The sequence below is a fragment of the Paenibacillus sp. PvR098 genome, from assembly GCF_017833255.1.
Lineage (GTDB): Bacteria > Bacillota > Bacilli > Paenibacillales > NBRC-103111 > Paenibacillus_G.
In genome coordinates, this window is the sequence record NZ_JAFIBU010000001.1 from 1,390,773 (window position 1) to 1,407,721 (window position 16,949).

Sequence of the window (16,949 nt, forward strand, 5' to 3'; positions counted from 1 at the left end):
GCCCCAGTATCGGTTATGACATTTTATTAAATCATCAGAAGCTCGCGAATTTCATCCTCAGACAAGGTAGATAAACCGTCTTGGCCCGGCTCTATCACTTCATCAATCAAGTTCTTTTTTTTCTGCTGGAGCTCATACATCTTGTCTTCCACAGTCCCTTGGGTGACCAGACGGATCACTTGGACTACGTTCTTCTGCCCAATCCGATGTGCTCGGTCCGCCGCCTGTTGTTCCACTGCAGGATTCCACCAAAGATCATACAAGATCACGGTGTCCGCTCCGGTCAGGTTCAGTCCGGTGCCCCCGGCCTTTAATGATAGAAGAAATACATCTCGCTCACCTTCGTTAAATCTATTACACAATTCAACACGTTCGGGAGCAGGGGTTTGCCCGTCCAAGTAGAAATACGGCACACCCTGATAACCAAGTTCGCGTCCGATAATGCCGAGCATTTCAGTGAATTGCGAGAAAACGAGTATCCGCTTCCCCGTGCTTCGGCACTCCTCAACCATCTCCATCAGCTGATCGAATTTGGCCGAGCTTCCTGCATAGCCCTCCACGAACAAGGCCGGGTGGCAGCACAGCTGGCGCAGTCGGGTTAAACCGGCCAATATTTTGATTCGGTTTTTGTTAAAGCCGTCCGTATTCAAATGTTTCAATGTTTCCTGCTGCAGTTTAGCCAAATAGGCCACATACAGCTTCTTCTGGTCCGGTAAAAGCCGGGAAGCTTGCAAAGACTCGATCTTCTCCGGCAACTCCTTCAATACATCAGTTTTGAGTCGGCGAAGCAGAAATGGACGGATCCGTTTGGCCACAGCTTCCCTGGTTAATTCACCAAAAGCCCTTCTGCCCGGAAAGAGTCCGGGCAACACAACATCGAAAATAGACCTGAGTTCCTCAAGTGAGTTTTCCACAGGAGTTCCTGTGAGGGCGAAGCGGTGCCGGGCCCTCAATGCCTTTACCGCTTGTGCCGTTTGCGTGTTATGGTTCTTGAATGCCTGAGCCTCATCCAAGATGAGTGTATGGAATGATAAAGCGGCATAATGTGCAAAATCTCTGCGCAAAAGCGGGTAAGAGGTGATGATCACGTCTACCTGGGATACATCATGCAGAGCACCGCCCCGCTCCTCTCTACTGCCATCGGCAATCACTACTCGAATTTCCGGTGCGAATTTCTTAAGCTCATTGTTCCAGTTATACATGAGAGAGGAAGGCGATACGATCATGGCCGGCACTCCCACACCTCGAATTTCAGGCAGCACAGAAACCAGAAAAGCGATACTTTGGATCGTCTTGCCTAGACCCATCTCATCTGCCAAGATGCCGCCGAAACGGTAGTGGGCAAGTGTCTTCAGCCACTGGAAACCGTACTTCTGGTAATCCCGGAGTGTACGGGCGAGATCATCAGGAATCGGGAATTCCAGATGGTCCGGATTGCGCATGTTTTCCAAGAGTCGGCGAAACGATTTACCTAAACTGACGGTGTTCCCCATTTGAAGGGTATCTATCAAATGGAGTCCGTGAACCACCGGAAGACGAAATTTTGTCCCCTTTACATCACTCTTGTGAATACCTATATCATCTAGAAAATGGATCATTTCCTGAAACTCGGAACTTTCCAGTGGTAATAATGCTCCGCTTGGCAGCCGATGGTATCTACGTCTCTCTTCGAGTGATGTAATGAGATTACGTATCTCTAATTCGGGAATTCCTTCAATCTCAAACTGGAGTTCCAACCAATCGGTTCGTTCATCTACATCGACCCTTACCTTCGGGTGGACATGTCCAATGTGCAGTTTGGATTTTACCGCTGATGTTGCAAATACCTGTACTAGCTTCTCCAGCTGTGGAACCACATGGTACAGAAAATGGTATTCCTCATCTTCGTCAGACAAAAAATATCCACCATCCGTCTTAATGAAGGGATTTTGTTCTATAAGTTCCAGAATTTGTCGCTCCTGATCCCTGTCCCGCAAGAGTAGTCGGCCCTCGACGCCTTTTTGCCCACTTGCTTCTAATGGATTGATGACTATATCGCCATATTGAAACTCCAATCCGGCAAGCAGCCGATCTTTCACCCGATCCAAGAATAGGTTGGCTTTTAGCGGTGTTTGCACCATTCGATCTGAAACAGCTTGGGCGATGCTGACTCTGCCCAGCTTCATCAGACCAGGGATTACCTTTTCCATAAAAGGTTCTACTTGCTCCGGCATGATGTATACTTGGTGTTTACGAGACCCATCGAATATTTGCTTTAATTCCAAAAGACGCTTGTACTGATCCGTTGTTGGTTTCAGCAGCTTCCCTTCAGTAATGACAACTCCGTAGGGCTCCATAACTGTGATTCTATCTAGACCTTGTACGTCCAATTGATAGCCTTCTGCCTGTCTCATTGATTGGTCGAACGCAAAGACGAGCGGGATTGGTTCGTCCGATATACAGATCCCATGAAATGTGCTATCACTGTGCACAAGTTTTACCGATGGAGCGTTAGTAAGCAATGAAAGAAGGTCTTCCCATGAGGCAGGGTGAATCATAAGCAACCGATCGGAATCATGTCTTTCTACTTCATTATATAAGGGTTCATTGTCAACGATTTGGATTAACAATTGAATGATCGCATCATTTTCTTTTTGAAAGCTGTGGAGCTTTGGATCGTAAGTGAATTGCTTGGAGATCACACAGGATTCTCTCTTATCTATTTGGTTGAGAAATTGCCTTACATTCTGTACGATATACAATCGTTTAGCTCCAACCTTTATTTCAATACCGAACAGGTACTTCTTATCATTGTAAGGAACCGGCTTGCAGATGAATTCCACATCCAGAATCTCCCTTGAGTCGAAGAAAGGCCGGGCACTGGTTGGACGCAGCGGTTTGTGGTCAAATAGCTCCAGCATTCTGCTCGTCAGTTCCATATCTTCCGAAAACTTAGAAGGTCTGGAATGGGAACCTGTCGGTGATCCATTAACAATCCCAAAATCATTCATATTCAAGAGGACGGCGGCGATATGTTTACAGTATTGGTCGTCAGGATGAAACACGGGACAGGAACATATGGCATCGAGCTCCTCCCGCGAGTAATCCACGGAAACTTGAATGATTGCCTTTTCTCCTTCGATCGTCGCCTCGTAGATTGATGTTTCGGGATCTTCCCTAGTAAAGGTTACTTTGCCAGCTTGGTAGATGGCTTCGCCATCTTCATAAGAGAATCGGCCGCACAACAATCTAATGACCTGATCATTCAATTGAAAGCTCATTACTTCAATCCTTCCTTTTGAATTCACATCAGATGTCCGGAAAGGTTTATTTTCATATGTTAACATAAATCCACAGAAACGCCATGCTGAAAGGCCGCCAGGCGTTATACATCGGCAGCCTTGACTCTGTTATTCTACTCTCGTTCCCTGGTAGTTAATGCAACAAAGAGCAGAACGCATTAAGCGAACTGCTCTTTATGGAAGTTGATTCAGTGAGTATATTAAAAACGGTTTTTTTCCCGCTAGCTTAATAATAAGTATTTAACAATTGTTCCGTTAGCCTAACAAAGGAAAATCAACACTAAGCTTTAACAGAGCCTTTTACAATTGGGGCGAATACCCCACAACAGATATTTCGGCTAACTCTCTTGTATTCACGAACCGTCATCATCTTAAAGCCCAAGGGGCTCGGCGCGACCGCTCTTAGGTGATGCAGGGTTGTCCGCTAATTCCACTTCCTCGTAAATGCTCCATGCGAACCAAGGGAGCGTCAGCTGCCGCTGCGTAAATGCGGTGTTATAGGATGTAGCGACACAATCATACCCAAAAACAAACGGCAGGCCGTACCCAAGTGGTTTAGCTGCCGTTTTGGTAGTTAACTATTTTGCGAAGCTCCTTTGGGTGCCACAACGTTTGCAATGACGTTCCTCCGGCGGTAAAGCCGTTCTCACTGAATTTACTGATGTCGCCGCGCCGTTAGACCTCTAGTTCGCAATTCGGCTATGCATTCCCACAGCTAAAAGTCGATTCTTAACGTTAAACGTGGGCGTCAGGAGCCTTGTCCGCTACAAGATTCAAGACGATGTTATGCTCAAGAAGCGCCTTTAGCCCGCAGAGTACCATCGTGTATCCTCCCATTGCGTCAATGGCTTGATTTACGATATCATCTCCATTTCCTGTAAACCCTGAGTTTGTAATCGTGACAAAGGTCTCGTTATCTGTTCGAGGAGTAAATATCCACTCGACCCTGGTACTGTCCGACGATTCGATCTGAATTCGCTTGTTTTGCTCGATTTCTTTTACATGAACGTCATCAGAAACGCCGTACATCTCCCAATCCCACCGGACATGCCTTCCCGCTTCTAATCTTCCGCTGCTTTTGGTGAACCAGAATTTTGTAGTAATTGCCGGGTCGATAAAAGCTTCAAACACTTCTTCAACTGATCTGTGAATAAGCATTTCTGCTTTTACAACTGGTATATGATTAAGGGTTGCCATCTTGATTACTCCTTTCATCGTTCAAGGTTCCTTAAATCATAGATATACATATACTATGATTTCTTATTATTTGCTCATTTATGACCTCGGATATACCAAACTAACTTATTCAACACCATTTTTTAAAAATCCATGTTCCACCTTATGTTAAAACAAGCGCATCTTCCTAATTTAACCACATTCCCTGAAGTTATCTCCATAATGAAGACGCATATTGAATTTGCTTTAAAGATGAATAGGATTGACCTGCATTGCCCCTTTTTTTCGTTAAGCACTAAATGTTGCGGTTTCGCGAACAAATAATTGCGGCCTCTCGCAAAAACTTTTCGTTGCGCAACTTAGATCGTATTATTATACTTGGTTTTGTTTTCAAATAAGAAATGAGAGGGAAAATCATTCAATGAATAAGATCAGAGGGAAAATTTTGCTCGGCTTCGCGATCGTGTTGGCCGTTTTTATTGGCATGTCAGCAGTTACGCTTTCAAACGTAGGGAATATGAATCAACTCACGAACCAATTGACATCAGTAGATTCTGTGCAATTGGAACATATGCAAACGATGCGTTTCAACATGGCGGAGCGCTTGGCCGTTACGCGTGGTTATTTGCTGTACGGCGATGCAACGCTGAAAGACAAATTTTATGACTACACAAAGCAGAGCCAGGACTTAGAAGGTAAAATATTAGCTCTTATGGCCGGAAATGATAAAGAACACATTGTAAAAGAAGTGGTGGACAAAAGCATAGCATGGGGAAATGCCGTTGACCGGGATGTTATCCAAGTGTATGAAAAGGGCGACAGGGAAAAAGCCCTTGAAGCAATGGCTCAAAACCGAAAAACGGCTGAGGATATTATGGGAACTTTGCAAGAACTGGTTATGTCCATTCAAGAAATTGCCACAGAATCGGGACAACAAGCTGTAAAAAAAGGCGAATCGCTAAATGTGATTGTCCTGATTAGCAGTGGTGCCGTCATTATAATCGGTATTCTGATTGCGCTGTTTTTGTCCAAGATGATCGTAAGGCCTATCCTAATTGTAACCGAAAAATTAAATGAATTCGCCAGCAACGGTGGGGATCTTACCAATCGAATCCATGTTGCGAGTAAAGACGAGATTGGAGACCTGGCTCAATCGTTCAATGCATTAATAGAAAGCTTTAGGCAAATGATTGAAAACATTAGCGACAATGCAAGCCAAGTCGCCGCAGCTTCTCAGCAAATTTCGGCTAGCAGCGAAGAGATAGCTAGCGGCACTACAAGTCAGGCCAATGACGTTCAAACCATGAGTGAACTTTTCAAGGAATTATCTGCAGCCATCAATTTGGTAGCCATCAGTGCTGAGCAGGCAGCAGAACTTTCTAGTAATACGTTAGCTATTGCAAACGACGGGGGTACAGTGATTCGTTCGTCTATTGACGGTATGAACCAGGTCAACCAACAAATGTCCAAGCTCGAAGAAGACTCGAACAAAATTGGTGAAATTATCGAAGTGATTGACGATATCTCTGAACAGACCAACCTTCTGGCATTGAACGCTGCTATCGAAGCCGCACGTGCCGGAGAGCAGGGAAGGGGCTTTGCGGTGGTCGCGGATGAAGTTAGAAAGCTTGCCGAGCGCAGCGGTGAAGCTACCAAGCAGATAACTGGAATTATTAAAGGCATGCAGGAAAATACAAAGCAGAGCGTAATAGCTGTCGGGGAAGGTGTTTTCACCTCGCAACAAACCGGTACGGCTTTTGAGAAAATCATTGCCGTGGTAAATGACTCTGCACAAAAGGTAACGGAAATCGCCGCCGCAAGTGAACAGCAGGCAGCGCAATCCTCGGAAGTACTTGTTTCAATCGAAAATATTTCCGCAGCTACAGAAGAAGCGGCGGCTAGTAGCCAGGAAACAGCGGCTACAGCTCAGTCCCTCGCCAAACTTGCAGAAGATTTGAATCATATGGTATCCAATTTTAAAGTTAAGTGAAAAAGCTCGTTCCGGTCATCATTCTTCGAAACTTATTTAGCCTTCCGGAACAGAAACAATCCAACTCTACTCGAATCGTGGTCGTGAATCATTAGGATGATACTGTTGGTATATCGAGTTAGTAAAGTCGCCAACCTCCTCTGATATTCATCCTCCGCCGGACGTGTCGGTGGGATAGACGGTAACTTTTTTGTCGGTATTCCTTTACAGAAGAGGATCTGGTCGGCATTTTATAACTTGATGAAGTGCTGCTTCATGCAGGGCAACGACGGCGTTTTTTACCTTTTCCGTCTACGGGCAGCCTGGATGAAATTGGCACACAAATAGTAAACGACAAACAAGCTTGGCACGTTACGACAAGCTTGTTTGTGCATTAAACCGCCCGTTATTTAAACAAGACTTATGAAAAATAGATGTTCATAACTCTTTCAAGCAATTTAATTACTTTGCTTTCTTTCAATTTATATAAATCCTCTATTGTTTCGTTTGGGTCTGTCAATAATTTTGTGTAAACTCATTTAGATGGTGTTCCCCCGGTGGGGGAAATCACCCCTTTAACGTAAATGTTGCCCTACCCGATCCGGAAAGAATACAGACAGCTGGAGCAGCATTTGTCCCCAGTTCTGTACGCGTCCCGTCCATTTGCGGACGACGTCCATCGTTGAGAGATACAGCATCTTGAGAAGGGCTTCATCGGAAGGAAAGATACTTTTTCCTTTCGTCACTTTGCGAAGCTGACGGTGGTAGCTCTCGATGATGTTCGTCGTGTAGATGAGTTTACGAATCTCAGGCGGGTACTTAAAGAAGGTCGCCAGCTCATCCCAATGATTACGCCAGGAACGGATAATGAGCGGATACTTCGTTCCCCAGATTTCCTCGAACCGATCGAGCTCAGCTAAGCTGCTTCTTCCGTTGTTGCCTTGTAAATGGGCTTCAGGTCGGCCGTTACTTTCTTGAGATCTTTGTAGGAGACATATCGAGTCGAATTGCGAATCTGATGGATGATACACTTCTGAATTTCCGTCTGTGGGTAGCAGGCGGAAATGGCCTGAGAGAAGCCTGTTAGGTTGTTGACACAGGTGATGAGGATATCTTGAACACCGCGGTTTTTCAGCTCATTCAGCACACTAAGCCAGAATTTGGCGGACTCATTCTCGCCAATCCACATGCCTAGGACATCCTTGTTTCCATCCAAATCGATCCCAATCACCATGTACGCAGCTTTGTTCACAATAGCCCCGTCTTGCTTCACTTTAAAGTGAATGGCATCCAAAAATACGACCGAGTATACGCCCTGCAACGGCCGACTCTGCCACTCTTTAATGAGGGGGACAATCTTGTTGGTCACATTCGACTGATGCTTCTTCACGACCAAGGGTTCAAACTCCCCCTGACGGTCACGAGGAATGATAATCTCCTGATCTCCATATTCACTGGTAACCGTTTTACGACTCTTTCCGTTACGGCTATTCGTGGTCTATTTACTCTTCACATCGTGCTTGTCGTAACCTAAATGCGTATCCATTTCCGCTTCCAGCATTTCTTGAATCGTCTCGGCAAACAGATCCTTCAAGGCATTCTGCTCATCTTGTGCCGTTACCAGTTTATTCTCTCTGATAACTGGCGCAGTTGTTCCTTTGTCCATAAACCCATGTGTAATCCCCAACCTTTCTATTACCTTTATTTTAATAGAATTAGGAGTTTACACAAAGTATTTTACAGACTCTTGAGATTCAATCATTATCTCATCCTTTCAATTGCAATGATTTCACATAACGTTCTTGTATTCACGAACCCGAGAACCTTAGGGCAGCTATAGCTGCCGGCCGCGACGCGGTTAGGTTCGCAGGGTTGTCTGCCTGATTCCACTTCCCGAAGTGCCTCGGGCAGACCAAGGACCATCAGGTCCGCAGCGTGAATATGGTGTTATCTGATGCCGGTGCCTTCTTGAAATACCTACAAAAACTTTATTCCGTCTTCATTCTTTAGTTATGTCTTAAAAATTTTATAATGGTTATAATTAGATTCTGAAGGGAGTTGTTCCTAATGGCAATTAGCAAAGATCGAATTAATGACCTCATTAATCGCTTATCTGACAAGGATCTTGAGTTGGTTACTGATTTAATGGAACGTCTTACTCAACACAATAAAAGAGAAATTCCGATTGATGATGAACCTACTACTCAAGATGACCTAAATGCCATTAAAGCCGCTCATGAAGCTTTAAAAAAAGGAGAACTAATAAACCTTAAGGATATTGAACATGAATTACGAAGTTAAATTCTATAAAGATGCCCTTAAAAGTATCCAAAAGCTTGACAAACCAATCCGAAACAGAATCCTAGATCATATTAAAATACTGTCTGAAAATCCAAGAAACTCGAATTAGATATTAAGAAAATGCAAGGAACAGATAATCAGTTTCGCCTTCGGGTTGGTTCTTACCGTGTTGTATATTCATTGTTTAATGATTTAGTAGTTATTGTGATTATTAAAGTCGGTTCGCGTGGAGATGTATATAAGTCTTAGGGACACTTGTGACAGCAAGTGTCTTTATTTTTTATATCTTTGCACCGGTTTCAGATAACGTCTCTTGCATTCACGAACCCTCACCACCTTAACTCGTGAGGCTTAGATAGCTCTTATCTTAGCCTCACGGGTTTCCGGCCGCGATGCGGTTAGGTCGTGCAGGGTTGTCCGCTGAATTTGCTTCCTCGAAAATGCCTCCTGCGGACCAAGGGACGGCGTCAGCCGGCCCGATGCGTGAATGCGGTGTTATCTGAAGTAATCGTCTTCATCGAATCAACTTTCTGATTTTCTCTTCTTTCCTGGCCACTTTTCTTCGGTTATTAGGAGAATTAAATATACCGCTAAAAGAATCATCGTCATGAATATAGATTGATCAAACGCTGCTTTAAATAATTCATGTGACCACCCATCTTCACCGATGATTAAATAAGCTAAGCTATTTGTAATTCCAATTCCGTCATTTAAAACAGGATTTTGATTTTGGAATATATTCTCCAACAGGCAAATGTTTGCTAAAACGTTAAGAATGATCAACATTAATACCGCCCGTGAAAAGGGATGAGATAATCTGCTGTATTTGAAAAGTAATCCAATAATTACAGTAACAACAATTGAACCAATATAAAATGTCATTATTTCTCTCCCGTTTTCAGTATATTCTCTCCGAATTTTAATTTCTTCAGATAAAGTCTCTCACATTCACGTACCCTATTGGGTTACTGCTTCCTTGCTATTGAACCCGCTCCAATCCACTTCCTTTCGGCGAACCAAGGATTGGCCTCAGCCGATCCGCAGGGTGAATGTGGTGTTAAATCGACTTCTTTGAAATTCTATAACTGAACTTCATCAGGCACTTGATAAATAATGTATTTACTAGTCCACTTCTCTGATTCAACTACTAATTCAACTTTACCGTTATCTTTAATAAAAACATATCCAGAACCCATCTGCTCTTTAAAACGAAATCCTAATGTATTAAATTGTTTAATCAGTTCAGTTCCGCCATTTTTCTGGTTCCCTTGATAAATATACCAATTATATCCATTTGCATTATTAAGATATACGATTGAATTATATCTGTTAAAGATCTTTTCATATGCTTGCTTTTTTGTTACACCCTCAACCGGTAAATCAGGTAAGTACAACTTAAAATTATAGTAAACTAGACCAACTGCCAAAGATATAACTAATACTATCCCAAAAGTTATTTTCGTTACTTTCTTTTTTGATATGGTTTTCATCTTTTCACCTTTATTCGATTATTTCAGATAACGTTCTTGTATTCACGAACCCTTACTGGCTTAAGCCGCATAGCGGCGGGTCGTCAGACTTAGCCAGTGCAGGGTTGTCTGCCTGTATCTGCTTCCCTGAATTGCTTCGGGCAGTCCAAGGGTCGCTTGCGATCCACCGCGTGAATACGGTGTTATAGGATGTTGGCGCCTTCTTCGAATAAGTCCTTCAAAATAATTCTTCAAAAAATAAAAACCCTAACTTCATTCGTCAGGGTAGGTTAACATGTTGTATATTATTTGTAGACATCTCCACGTGATCCGACTTTGACTATAAATATTAGTAGTCTATCATCTATTATTTCATATATTACTCGATAGTCCCCTACTCTTAGTCTATAAAATTCTCCTTCATAGCCCTTCATTTTCTTCGTGTTTGCATTATTAAATGGGTCAATTAGAAGATTTTCTAGTGCTATAATAATTCTTTGGACTGTAGGTTTATCTAGCTTCTTCAAATATTTCTTTGCTTCACTCGAAAATTCCATTTTATAATTCGAGCTCACGTTTTAAATCCTCCAAAGAAGTAGTTTCACCGTTCACCAACTCATATCTAGCTTGTTTAATTGATAATATATCATCTTCAGATAGAACGTCATCGTCCTTTAATTGATTTTCAAGTAACCATGATAAAAAGCTCTTAGCTACAACCTTATTCTTGTCATTTAGATTCTTTATTAACTTTTCCAACTCATCGTTAGGTACACTCATCCATCGTACCTCCTAATCAATTCATGGGTTTAATAATATTGTATCTTATTTTTATTTTTTTCTCCATAAACTCCCGTGAATAAACTTCCTTGATTTAATTAATGCGCCAATTTCCTATAACAACCCTTATACAAATTAATTACGTATATTATACCATTTTCTGTTATAATACGTACATACGTTTCGTGTTAAGTCTAATGTTGATGATTATTGTGGTAATAGTTCGCTTAAGGTTTTTTTGTGTGTTTTATATATGACTCTATTAAGATGAATGTTGTATTTTTTTGCTATTTGGATAATAAATTCCAAGAAACCTAATTAACCCCCGCCCTTAAACGAACCGATAACTTCCCCATACAAAAGGATTGAAAACAATGCCAAAAACACACATAAGCAAAATCATTACGATTCTAGCAGCACTTACCATATTGTTTGTATGCTATTTCGCCTACAGTATTTGGACCTTCGGTGCTAAGAATGAATTAGTTAAAACAGATGCGGCCATCGTGCTCGGTGCGGCCGTTTGGGGTGACCAGCCCTCTCCTGTTCTGAGAGAAAGGATTAATCATGCGATTTGGCTATATGACAATGGCTATGTAAGTAAAATCATATTTACTGGCGGTAAGGGTGATATACATACAATAGCTGAGTCGGAAGCAGCCCAGAGATATGCCATTGAAAATCATGTTAATTCTGATGACATTTTGATTGAGACGATCTCTACCATAACAGAAGAAAATCTCAAGTACGCTTACGATATTGCCAATCAGAATGGCTTAAAGACTTTCATCATTGTTAGCGATCCTTTGCATATGAAACGCTCCATGGTCATGGCACATCATCTGGGCATGGAGGCTTATACATCACCAACATCAAGTACTGTATATACGAGTCTCAAAACAAAGCTGCCTTTCTTCTTTCGGGAACTATTTTTCTATATCGGATATCTTTTGAGCATACCTTTCAGGTAAAAGGAGTACTCATTGTATGTTGAACCTTTATCTAGTCCATATCCTACTTCCTTTGATCGCCTTCGGAAAATCCCGAAATGCGATCCAAAGGACTCATAATTCGCCCGATGTCTTTTTTGCTTACGTGAGTATATATTTCTGTTGTCTTAGAGCTTCGATGTCCTAGCAGCTCCTGGATGTACCTCAAATCCGTGCCGGCCTCCAGCAAGTGGGTTGCAAACGAATGACGAAGGGTATGCATCGACACCTCTTTCGAAGTACCGGATTTTCGAAGAGCGCGTTCAAAAGCTTTTTGAACGGAACGCAGTAATGTGCCTTCCTTCCGTTGCGCCGGGAACAACCAATCTTCCGGTCTTTCTTTTCTAACATAGGCTCTTAACACCACCAACGCGACCCCCGAGAGCAGGGTATATTTGATCCTTTCTCCCATTACTCTGTCGAACATGAATCAGGTGCCGGTCCGCGTCGATATCTTTCACTTTTAGGGAGACGACCTCGCTTACTCCCAGTCCTGCAGAATAAGCAACATTCAATAGGGCTTGATGCTTTAGATTTTCTAGTGCTTTGAGGAGCTTCAAGACCTCGGAAGGACTCAACACATCGGGAAGACGGGTTTGTTTTTTTACGCGGTAAATCTTCGCAGTTGTCCCACATAGGCTTTACGAGTCTGCTGACTGTAGCCACGTAATTTCAAAAAATCTGACATGCGTTTGATCCATTCCTCTTCCATAACGACCCTTCCCTTTGTATCCTCCCCTCCAATTTGCGAATCCCATACAATCACCTCTTCCGAATATAAATCACGAAGCTGATTGACGACCGGCGTAGTGAAGGGAACCGTCCAGATTTTTTTGTCAGGAATATACTTTCTGCCTGGGATTTGCTTAATCTTTTCAATAAAGCGGGCACCATATGAACGGAAACTCACCGCCAACAAATGAGTATCCCACACTTCAACAACTATCATCCCTCTCAGCCTCCCAACAAAATAAAAAAAGACCCCCACCCCAGGTCGCCAATGGACCATGAGATAAGGATCTTATGCTTTAAGTTCCTAAAATAATAATATGCCTTATAAAATTTATGCGCGGGAGACGTATTTGCCTTCGCGTGTGTCGATCAGGAGCACGTCGCCTTCGTTAATGAAAAGAGGCACCTGTACGTTCAAGCCGGTTTCAACCTTAGCGGTCTTAGAGGCGCCGGTAGCGGTGTTGCCTTTAATGCCCGGCTCGGTTTCGACGACCTTCAGCTCGACACTGTTCGGCATGTTGATACCGAGGATCTCTCCTTGGTAGCTCATGATGTTGATCATCATGTTCTCGCGAAGGAAGTTCAATTCCCACTCGATTTGCTTCTCATCCAAAGGGATTTGATCGAATGTTTCCGTATCCATGAACGTATGCTCTTTGCCGCTAGCATACAGATATTGCATTTGACGGTTCTCGATGTGGGCGCGGCTGACGTTCTCGCCGGCACGGAAGGTACGCTCTACGGTGTTACCGTTGCGCAAGTTTTTCAGTTTGGAACGGACGAATGCAGCGCCTTTGCCCGGTTTAACGTGTTGGAAGTCGATAACGGTGAACAAATCTCCGTCTACTTCGATAGTCAAGCCTGTTTTAAAATCGTTAACTGAAATCACTACAAAAACCTCCCTGAAATGTGAGCAGACGGCAGTACCGTAGAAAACGCGGAAAACCCGCGACACAAGCAGCTTGCCGCTACCAAGTTGAATAAAGTTATGGAATCACGATCAAGTCTTTGCTTGATTGTGTTAACCTACGATTTCCATTGTCGGTGATAACGATGTCGTCTTCGATACGGACGCCCCCGAATCCAGGCACATAGATACCAGGTTCCACAGTGACTGTCATTCCCGGAGCGAGAACCACCTCACCTGTCATGGAAAGCCGCGGTGCCTCGTGGATTTCCATCCCGAGTCCATGGCCGGTACCGTGACCGAAAAGATCGCCATAGCCGTATCGCTTGATCACATCACGAGCGACGGCATCAGCCTCTCGTCCGGTCATTCCGGGACGAATTCGATCCAGCGCTTCTAGCTGAGCTTCCAGCACGATGCTGTAGATCTCACGATGCTTGTCCGTAGGCGTGCCCAGCACAACCGTACGGGTAATATCGGAGCAGTACCCTTTATAATACGCACCAAAGTCCAGCTTGACAAATTCGTTCGTACCTATGATTTTGTCGCTGGCCTTCCCGTGTGGTAAGGCGGAGCGCTCACCGGAAGCAACGATCGTTTCGAACGATGTCGAGGCCGCACCATGAGCACGCACATACATCTCGATCTCAAGCGCGATGTCGAGCTCCCGCATTCCTGGCTTCAGTAAACCAAGCACGTACTCAAACGTCCGATCGGCCAATTCCGCAGCTTCCTGCATGATGGCAAGCTCGCCATCGTCTTTCACCATCCGAAGCTGTTCAACTAGAGAATCCGTCGGGACAAGCTCTATCCCGCTTAGTGTACCGGCACAGGCCTGATACACGCCATACGTCATGTCGTTTTGCTCGAAGCCGAGCTTCGTAAGCCCCGATTGAGCTAGTAGGTCTTTAACCGACTCCATCGCTTGGGGAGCATGCTCAATGACTTCGTAGCCGACCGCTTGCTGAGGAGCTTGAGTCATGTAGCGAAAGTCCGTAAGCAGAATAGCACGATCCTCCGTCACGACCACATAGCCTGACGATCCGGTGAACCCTGTCATGTACAAGCGATTCGTTGCATTCGTAATGAGAAGGGCCCGAAGCCCCTGCTCCTGCATCAGACTGCGAAGCCGCCTAATCCGTTCCTCCTGCATCCGCTATCCCTCCGAACGTTCAATATATTGGACCAATGCTCTAAGACCCAATTCATAGCCGTCTGCGCCGAAGCCTGCGATTTGACCGATCGCTACCGGTGCGATCACAGAAACGTGACGGAACGATTCTCTTTTATGAATGTTGGAAATATGTACTTCGACCACGGGTATACCTACTGCGCTTACGGCATCGCGGATGGCGTAGCTGTAATGAGTGAACGCACCTGGGTTGAATAGGATACCGTCCTTCGTGCCATACGCCGCTTGAATACGATCAATCAGCTCGCCTTCATGATTGGACTGGAAGGCTTCAAGCCCTACGCCAAGCTCTGCGGCAAGCCGTGAAACCCGGTCCGTAATCGATTGAAGCGATAATGAACCGTAAACCCCAGGCTCCCGGATACCAAGCATATTCAAATTGGGTCCGTTCAACAACAATATTTGTTTCATACGAAATTCCCTCCAACCGTTCAAAACAGCACAAGCTTACCCATTTTACCATAAGTTTCCCCAGTTTGAGAACTTTCGTCATTCTCCGCGTTAGTGTATTAATATATGTTAACTCTTTGTCGGCTGCTGCCGTCTATTGCCAAACGGCTCACGAAACCGCTCGTCCGTAAATTCGAAGCTGATGGAATACCCGATGAACAATCCCCACAGCAGAAACAAGCTGGCATCGGTCAGGATGGTGTTCCAATCCAGGAAAGCGATCCAATTCATCATTCCGGTCACCGGACCGAGTAACAGAAAGATGAAAGCCCACCAAGCAACCCCATAGCCTAAGCCGTACAGAGGTCCCTTCGCTTTCGCAAGCAAAAGCGCATACAGCACAGCCGCAGCCATAGAAAACAAAACGAATACTACCCATCCGAGGAGGTAACCCGGCCAAGTCATAAGGAAGGTATGCTTATAGAAGGGCTCGATCAGAAAAGCCGGAGACAACGTTGTAAAATGAAAATAGTTTTGAATCATTTTCAGCCCGCCCCAGAACAGTCCCGCAAAAAAACCGATGTACAGAGAAAAAAACCACTTGTTGGTTCTCGGTTTCGTTTTTTCTTCTTTCGTATGCATATAGTTACCCTCCAGTGGTTCATTCTGAATAATCCTTAGTATGTTCAAAAGTCCTATCGATAAACAAGTAGCTTTATGCGGTCTGATTCGTTACAATAAAGCTTAAGCAGCGTCAATTCGCCACACTATTCATAACATTATTCAAATCAGAAGAAGGTGCATCTTTTTGTCGGAAAAGCAGCAGCAGAATGCGATTTACGGCGGCCAGGCCGTCATTGAAGGCGTCATGTTCGCAGGTCGAAAGGTTCATGTAACGGCAGTGCGCCGTAAAGATAATACCATCCAATATCTGGAGATCCCGAAGACAGAAATCGGCTGGGTTCAGGCGCTCAAGAAAATCCCTTTTATCCGGGGTATTGTAGGGATCATCGAGGCTAGCGCAAAGGGATCGCAGCATTTGAATTTCTCTGCCGAAGTATACGCGGAGGAAGAAGGCGATACCAAAGAGGAACAGAAGGAAACGATCGCTAGCAAAATGACAATGATTCTCGGCGTTGCGTTCATAGGGATCCTCTCCTTCTTATTCGGCAAATTTGTATTTACTCTCGTACCGACGGCCATCGAACAGGTTTTGTTCGGCCATCTGTTCGAGAATCAAATTGGCCACAACTTGATTGAAGGTTTGATCAAAATCATTTTGCTCGTGGCATATATTTATTTCATATCTCTCACCCCGATGATTAAACGGCTGTTCCAATATCACGGGGCTGAGCATAAAGTGATCAGCGCGTATGAAGCTGGTGTGGAATTAACGGTGAAGAACGTCCAAAAGTTCAGCACCCTGCATTACCGCTGCGGCAGCAGCTTCATCGTATTCACCGTCCTAGTCGGCGTTGTGATTTACTCGTTCTTTCAATATGACTCGTTCGTAGAACGGATCATACAGCGTATCGTCCTGATTCCAGTGGTCATCGGCGTTTCGTATGAGGTCCTGCGTTTCACCAACACCTTGCGAGATGTACCGGTTCTGCGTTATCTAGGTTATCCCGGGCTTTGGTTGCAGCTTCTTACAACCAAAGAACCTGATGATTCCCAAGTTGAAGTATCCATTGCTTCATTCAATCGCATGAGAGAGCTGGATAAGCAAATGTAGGATATTTTAAGGGGCTGCATTAACCAAA

18 protein-coding genes and 1 pseudogene are annotated in these 16,949 nt (G+C 44.2%); 5 read left to right on the forward strand and 14 right to left on the reverse strand.

Annotated elements, in window-relative coordinates; translation table 11 throughout:
- Positions 1-26 precede the first annotated feature (26 nt).
- Both JOE45_RS06970 and JOE45_RS06975 read right to left on the reverse strand, forming a co-directional pair.
- Positions 27-3,260 carry a DEAD/DEAH box helicase gene (locus JOE45_RS06970; protein WP_210020887.1) on the reverse strand — a complete coding sequence of 1,078 codons (3,234 nt, stop codon included), beginning with the start codon at positions 3,258-3,260 and terminating at the stop codon, positions 27-29.
- A gap of 756 nt (positions 3,261-4,016) precedes the next feature.
- Positions 4,017-4,478 carry an SRPBCC family protein gene (locus JOE45_RS06975; protein ID WP_210020886.1) on the reverse strand — a complete coding sequence of 154 codons (462 nt, stop codon included), beginning with the start codon at positions 4,476-4,478 and terminating at the stop codon, positions 4,017-4,019.
- Between the two features lie 400 nt (positions 4,479-4,878).
- Here JOE45_RS06975 and JOE45_RS06980 point away from each other — a divergent pair, with 400 nt between their 5' ends.
- A complete protein-coding gene (locus JOE45_RS06980; protein ID WP_245246746.1) occupies positions 4,879-6,447 on the forward strand; it encodes a methyl-accepting chemotaxis protein in 1,569 nt (522 codons plus the stop codon).
- Positions 6,448-7,001: 554 nt separating this feature from the next.
- On the opposite strand, the pseudogene JOE45_RS06985 reads toward JOE45_RS06980, so the two are convergent.
- Positions 7,002-8,092 (reverse strand): annotated as a pseudogene (locus JOE45_RS06985) (IS256 family transposase).
- Between the two features lie 401 nt (positions 8,093-8,493).
- Here JOE45_RS06985 and JOE45_RS06990 point away from each other — a divergent pair.
- On the forward strand, positions 8,494-8,727 hold the full coding sequence (locus JOE45_RS06990; protein WP_210020885.1) for a hypothetical protein: 234 nt from the start codon (positions 8,494-8,496) through the stop codon (positions 8,725-8,727).
- Between the two features lie 120 nt (positions 8,728-8,847).
- Positions 8,848-8,976: a type II toxin-antitoxin system RelE family toxin gene (locus tag JOE45_RS24140; RefSeq protein ID WP_210020884.1), complete on the forward strand. Its 129-nt coding sequence runs from the start codon at positions 8,848-8,850 to the stop codon at positions 8,974-8,976.
- A gap of 273 nt (positions 8,977-9,249) precedes the next feature.
- Here the strand turns inward: JOE45_RS24140 and JOE45_RS07000 are convergent, their stop codons facing one another.
- The 4 genes from JOE45_RS07000 to JOE45_RS07015 all read right to left on the reverse strand — a co-directional run bounded on the left by JOE45_RS07000 (position 9,250) and on the right by JOE45_RS07015 (position 10,976).
- A complete protein-coding gene (locus JOE45_RS07000; RefSeq protein WP_210020883.1) occupies positions 9,250-9,609 on the reverse strand; it encodes a hypothetical protein in 360 nt (119 codons plus the stop codon).
- A gap of 197 nt (positions 9,610-9,806) precedes the next feature.
- Positions 9,807-10,217: a hypothetical protein gene (locus tag JOE45_RS07005; RefSeq protein WP_210020882.1), complete on the reverse strand. Its 411-nt coding sequence runs from the start codon at positions 10,215-10,217 to the stop codon at positions 9,807-9,809.
- A 284-nt stretch (positions 10,218-10,501) separates the two neighbouring features.
- Entirely contained in the window at positions 10,502-10,753 is a 252-nt protein-coding gene (locus JOE45_RS07010) for a type II toxin-antitoxin system RelE family toxin (protein WP_245247229.1), read from the reverse strand.
- Between the two features lies 1 nt (position 10,754).
- Positions 10,755-10,976, reverse strand: a complete 222-nt coding sequence (locus JOE45_RS07015; RefSeq protein ID WP_210020880.1) for a hypothetical protein — start codon at positions 10,974-10,976, stop codon at positions 10,755-10,757.
- 374 nt (positions 10,977-11,350) lie between these two features.
- Between JOE45_RS07015 and JOE45_RS07020 the strand changes: the two genes are divergently transcribed.
- A complete protein-coding gene (locus JOE45_RS07020; protein WP_210020879.1) occupies positions 11,351-11,947 on the forward strand; it encodes a YdcF family protein in 597 nt (198 codons plus the stop codon).
- A gap of 43 nt (positions 11,948-11,990) precedes the next feature.
- Here the strand turns inward: JOE45_RS07020 and JOE45_RS23805 are convergent, their stop codons facing one another.
- From JOE45_RS23805 to JOE45_RS07055, 7 genes are all read right to left on the reverse strand, one after another.
- Positions 11,991-12,332: a tyrosine-type recombinase/integrase gene (locus JOE45_RS23805; RefSeq protein ID WP_348632590.1), complete on the reverse strand. Its 342-nt coding sequence runs from the start codon at positions 12,330-12,332 to the stop codon at positions 11,991-11,993.
- Positions 12,310-12,546: a tyrosine-type recombinase/integrase gene (locus JOE45_RS23810; protein ID WP_348632497.1), complete on the reverse strand. Its 237-nt coding sequence runs from the start codon at positions 12,544-12,546 to the stop codon at positions 12,310-12,312. The genes JOE45_RS23805 and JOE45_RS23810 overlap by 23 nt, the downstream gene beginning before the upstream one ends.
- 23 nt (positions 12,547-12,569) lie before the next feature.
- On the reverse strand, positions 12,570-12,914 hold the full coding sequence (locus JOE45_RS07035) for a hypothetical protein (protein ID WP_210020876.1): 345 nt from the start codon (positions 12,912-12,914) through the stop codon (positions 12,570-12,572).
- Positions 12,915-13,028: 114 nt separating this feature from the next.
- The gene (gene efp / locus JOE45_RS07040; RefSeq protein ID WP_210020875.1) at positions 13,029-13,586 is read right to left on the reverse strand and encodes an elongation factor P; all 558 of its coding nucleotides are present in this window, start codon (positions 13,584-13,586) and stop codon (positions 13,029-13,031) included.
- 97 nt (positions 13,587-13,683) lie between these two features.
- Positions 13,684-14,757: a M24 family metallopeptidase gene (locus tag JOE45_RS07045; RefSeq protein ID WP_210020874.1), complete on the reverse strand. Its 1,074-nt coding sequence runs from the start codon at positions 14,755-14,757 to the stop codon at positions 13,684-13,686.
- Between the two features lie 3 nt (positions 14,758-14,760).
- A complete protein-coding gene (gene aroQ, locus JOE45_RS07050) occupies positions 14,761-15,207 on the reverse strand; it encodes a type II 3-dehydroquinate dehydratase (RefSeq protein WP_210020873.1) in 447 nt (148 codons plus the stop codon).
- A gap of 108 nt (positions 15,208-15,315) precedes the next feature.
- Positions 15,316-15,828 carry a YqhR family membrane protein gene (locus JOE45_RS07055; RefSeq protein ID WP_210020872.1) on the reverse strand — a complete coding sequence of 171 codons (513 nt, stop codon included), beginning with the start codon at positions 15,826-15,828 and terminating at the stop codon, positions 15,316-15,318.
- A gap of 166 nt (positions 15,829-15,994) precedes the next feature.
- Here JOE45_RS07055 and JOE45_RS07060 point away from each other — a divergent pair, with 166 nt between their 5' ends.
- Positions 15,995-16,921: a DUF1385 domain-containing protein gene (locus JOE45_RS07060; RefSeq protein WP_245246748.1), complete on the forward strand. Its 927-nt coding sequence runs from the start codon at positions 15,995-15,997 to the stop codon at positions 16,919-16,921.
- Positions 16,922-16,949: the final 28 nt, after the last annotated feature.

Coding starts and splice junctions, on each gene's coding strand:
- JOE45_RS06970 (WP_210020887.1), bottom strand. CDS start 3,260: ATGAGCTTTCAATTGAATGATCAGGTCATTAGATTGTTGTGCGGCCGA.
- JOE45_RS06975 (WP_210020886.1), bottom strand. CDS start 4,478: ATGGCAACCCTTAATCATATACCAGTTGTAAAAGCAGAAATGCTTATT.
- JOE45_RS06980 (WP_245246746.1), top strand. CDS start 4,879: ATGAATAAGATCAGAGGGAAAATTTTGCTCGGCTTCGCGATCGTGTTG.
- JOE45_RS06990 (WP_210020885.1), top strand. CDS start 8,494: ATGGCAATTAGCAAAGATCGAATTAATGACCTCATTAATCGCTTATCT.
- JOE45_RS24140 (WP_210020884.1), top strand. CDS start 8,848: ATGCAAGGAACAGATAATCAGTTTCGCCTTCGGGTTGGTTCTTACCGT.
- JOE45_RS07000 (WP_210020883.1), bottom strand. CDS start 9,609: ATGACATTTTATATTGGTTCAATTGTTGTTACTGTAATTATTGGATTA.
- JOE45_RS07005 (WP_210020882.1), bottom strand. CDS start 10,217: ATGAAAACCATATCAAAAAAGAAAGTAACGAAAATAACTTTTGGGATA.
- JOE45_RS07010 (WP_245247229.1), bottom strand. CDS start 10,753: ATGGAATTTTCGAGTGAAGCAAAGAAATATTTGAAGAAGCTAGATAAA.
- JOE45_RS07015 (WP_210020880.1), bottom strand. CDS start 10,976: ATGAGTGTACCTAACGATGAGTTGGAAAAGTTAATAAAGAATCTAAAT.
- JOE45_RS07020 (WP_210020879.1), top strand. CDS start 11,351: ATGCCAAAAACACACATAAGCAAAATCATTACGATTCTAGCAGCACTT.
- JOE45_RS07035 (WP_210020876.1), bottom strand. CDS start 12,914: ATGATAGTTGTTGAAGTGTGGGATACTCATTTGTTGGCGGTGAGTTTC.
- JOE45_RS07045 (WP_210020874.1), bottom strand. CDS start 14,757: ATGCAGGAGGAACGGATTAGGCGGCTTCGCAGTCTGATGCAGGAGCAG.
- aroQ (WP_210020873.1), bottom strand. CDS start 15,207: ATGAAACAAATATTGTTGTTGAACGGACCCAATTTGAATATGCTTGGT.
- JOE45_RS07055 (WP_210020872.1), bottom strand. CDS start 15,828: ATGCATACGAAAGAAGAAAAAACGAAACCGAGAACCAACAAGTGGTTT.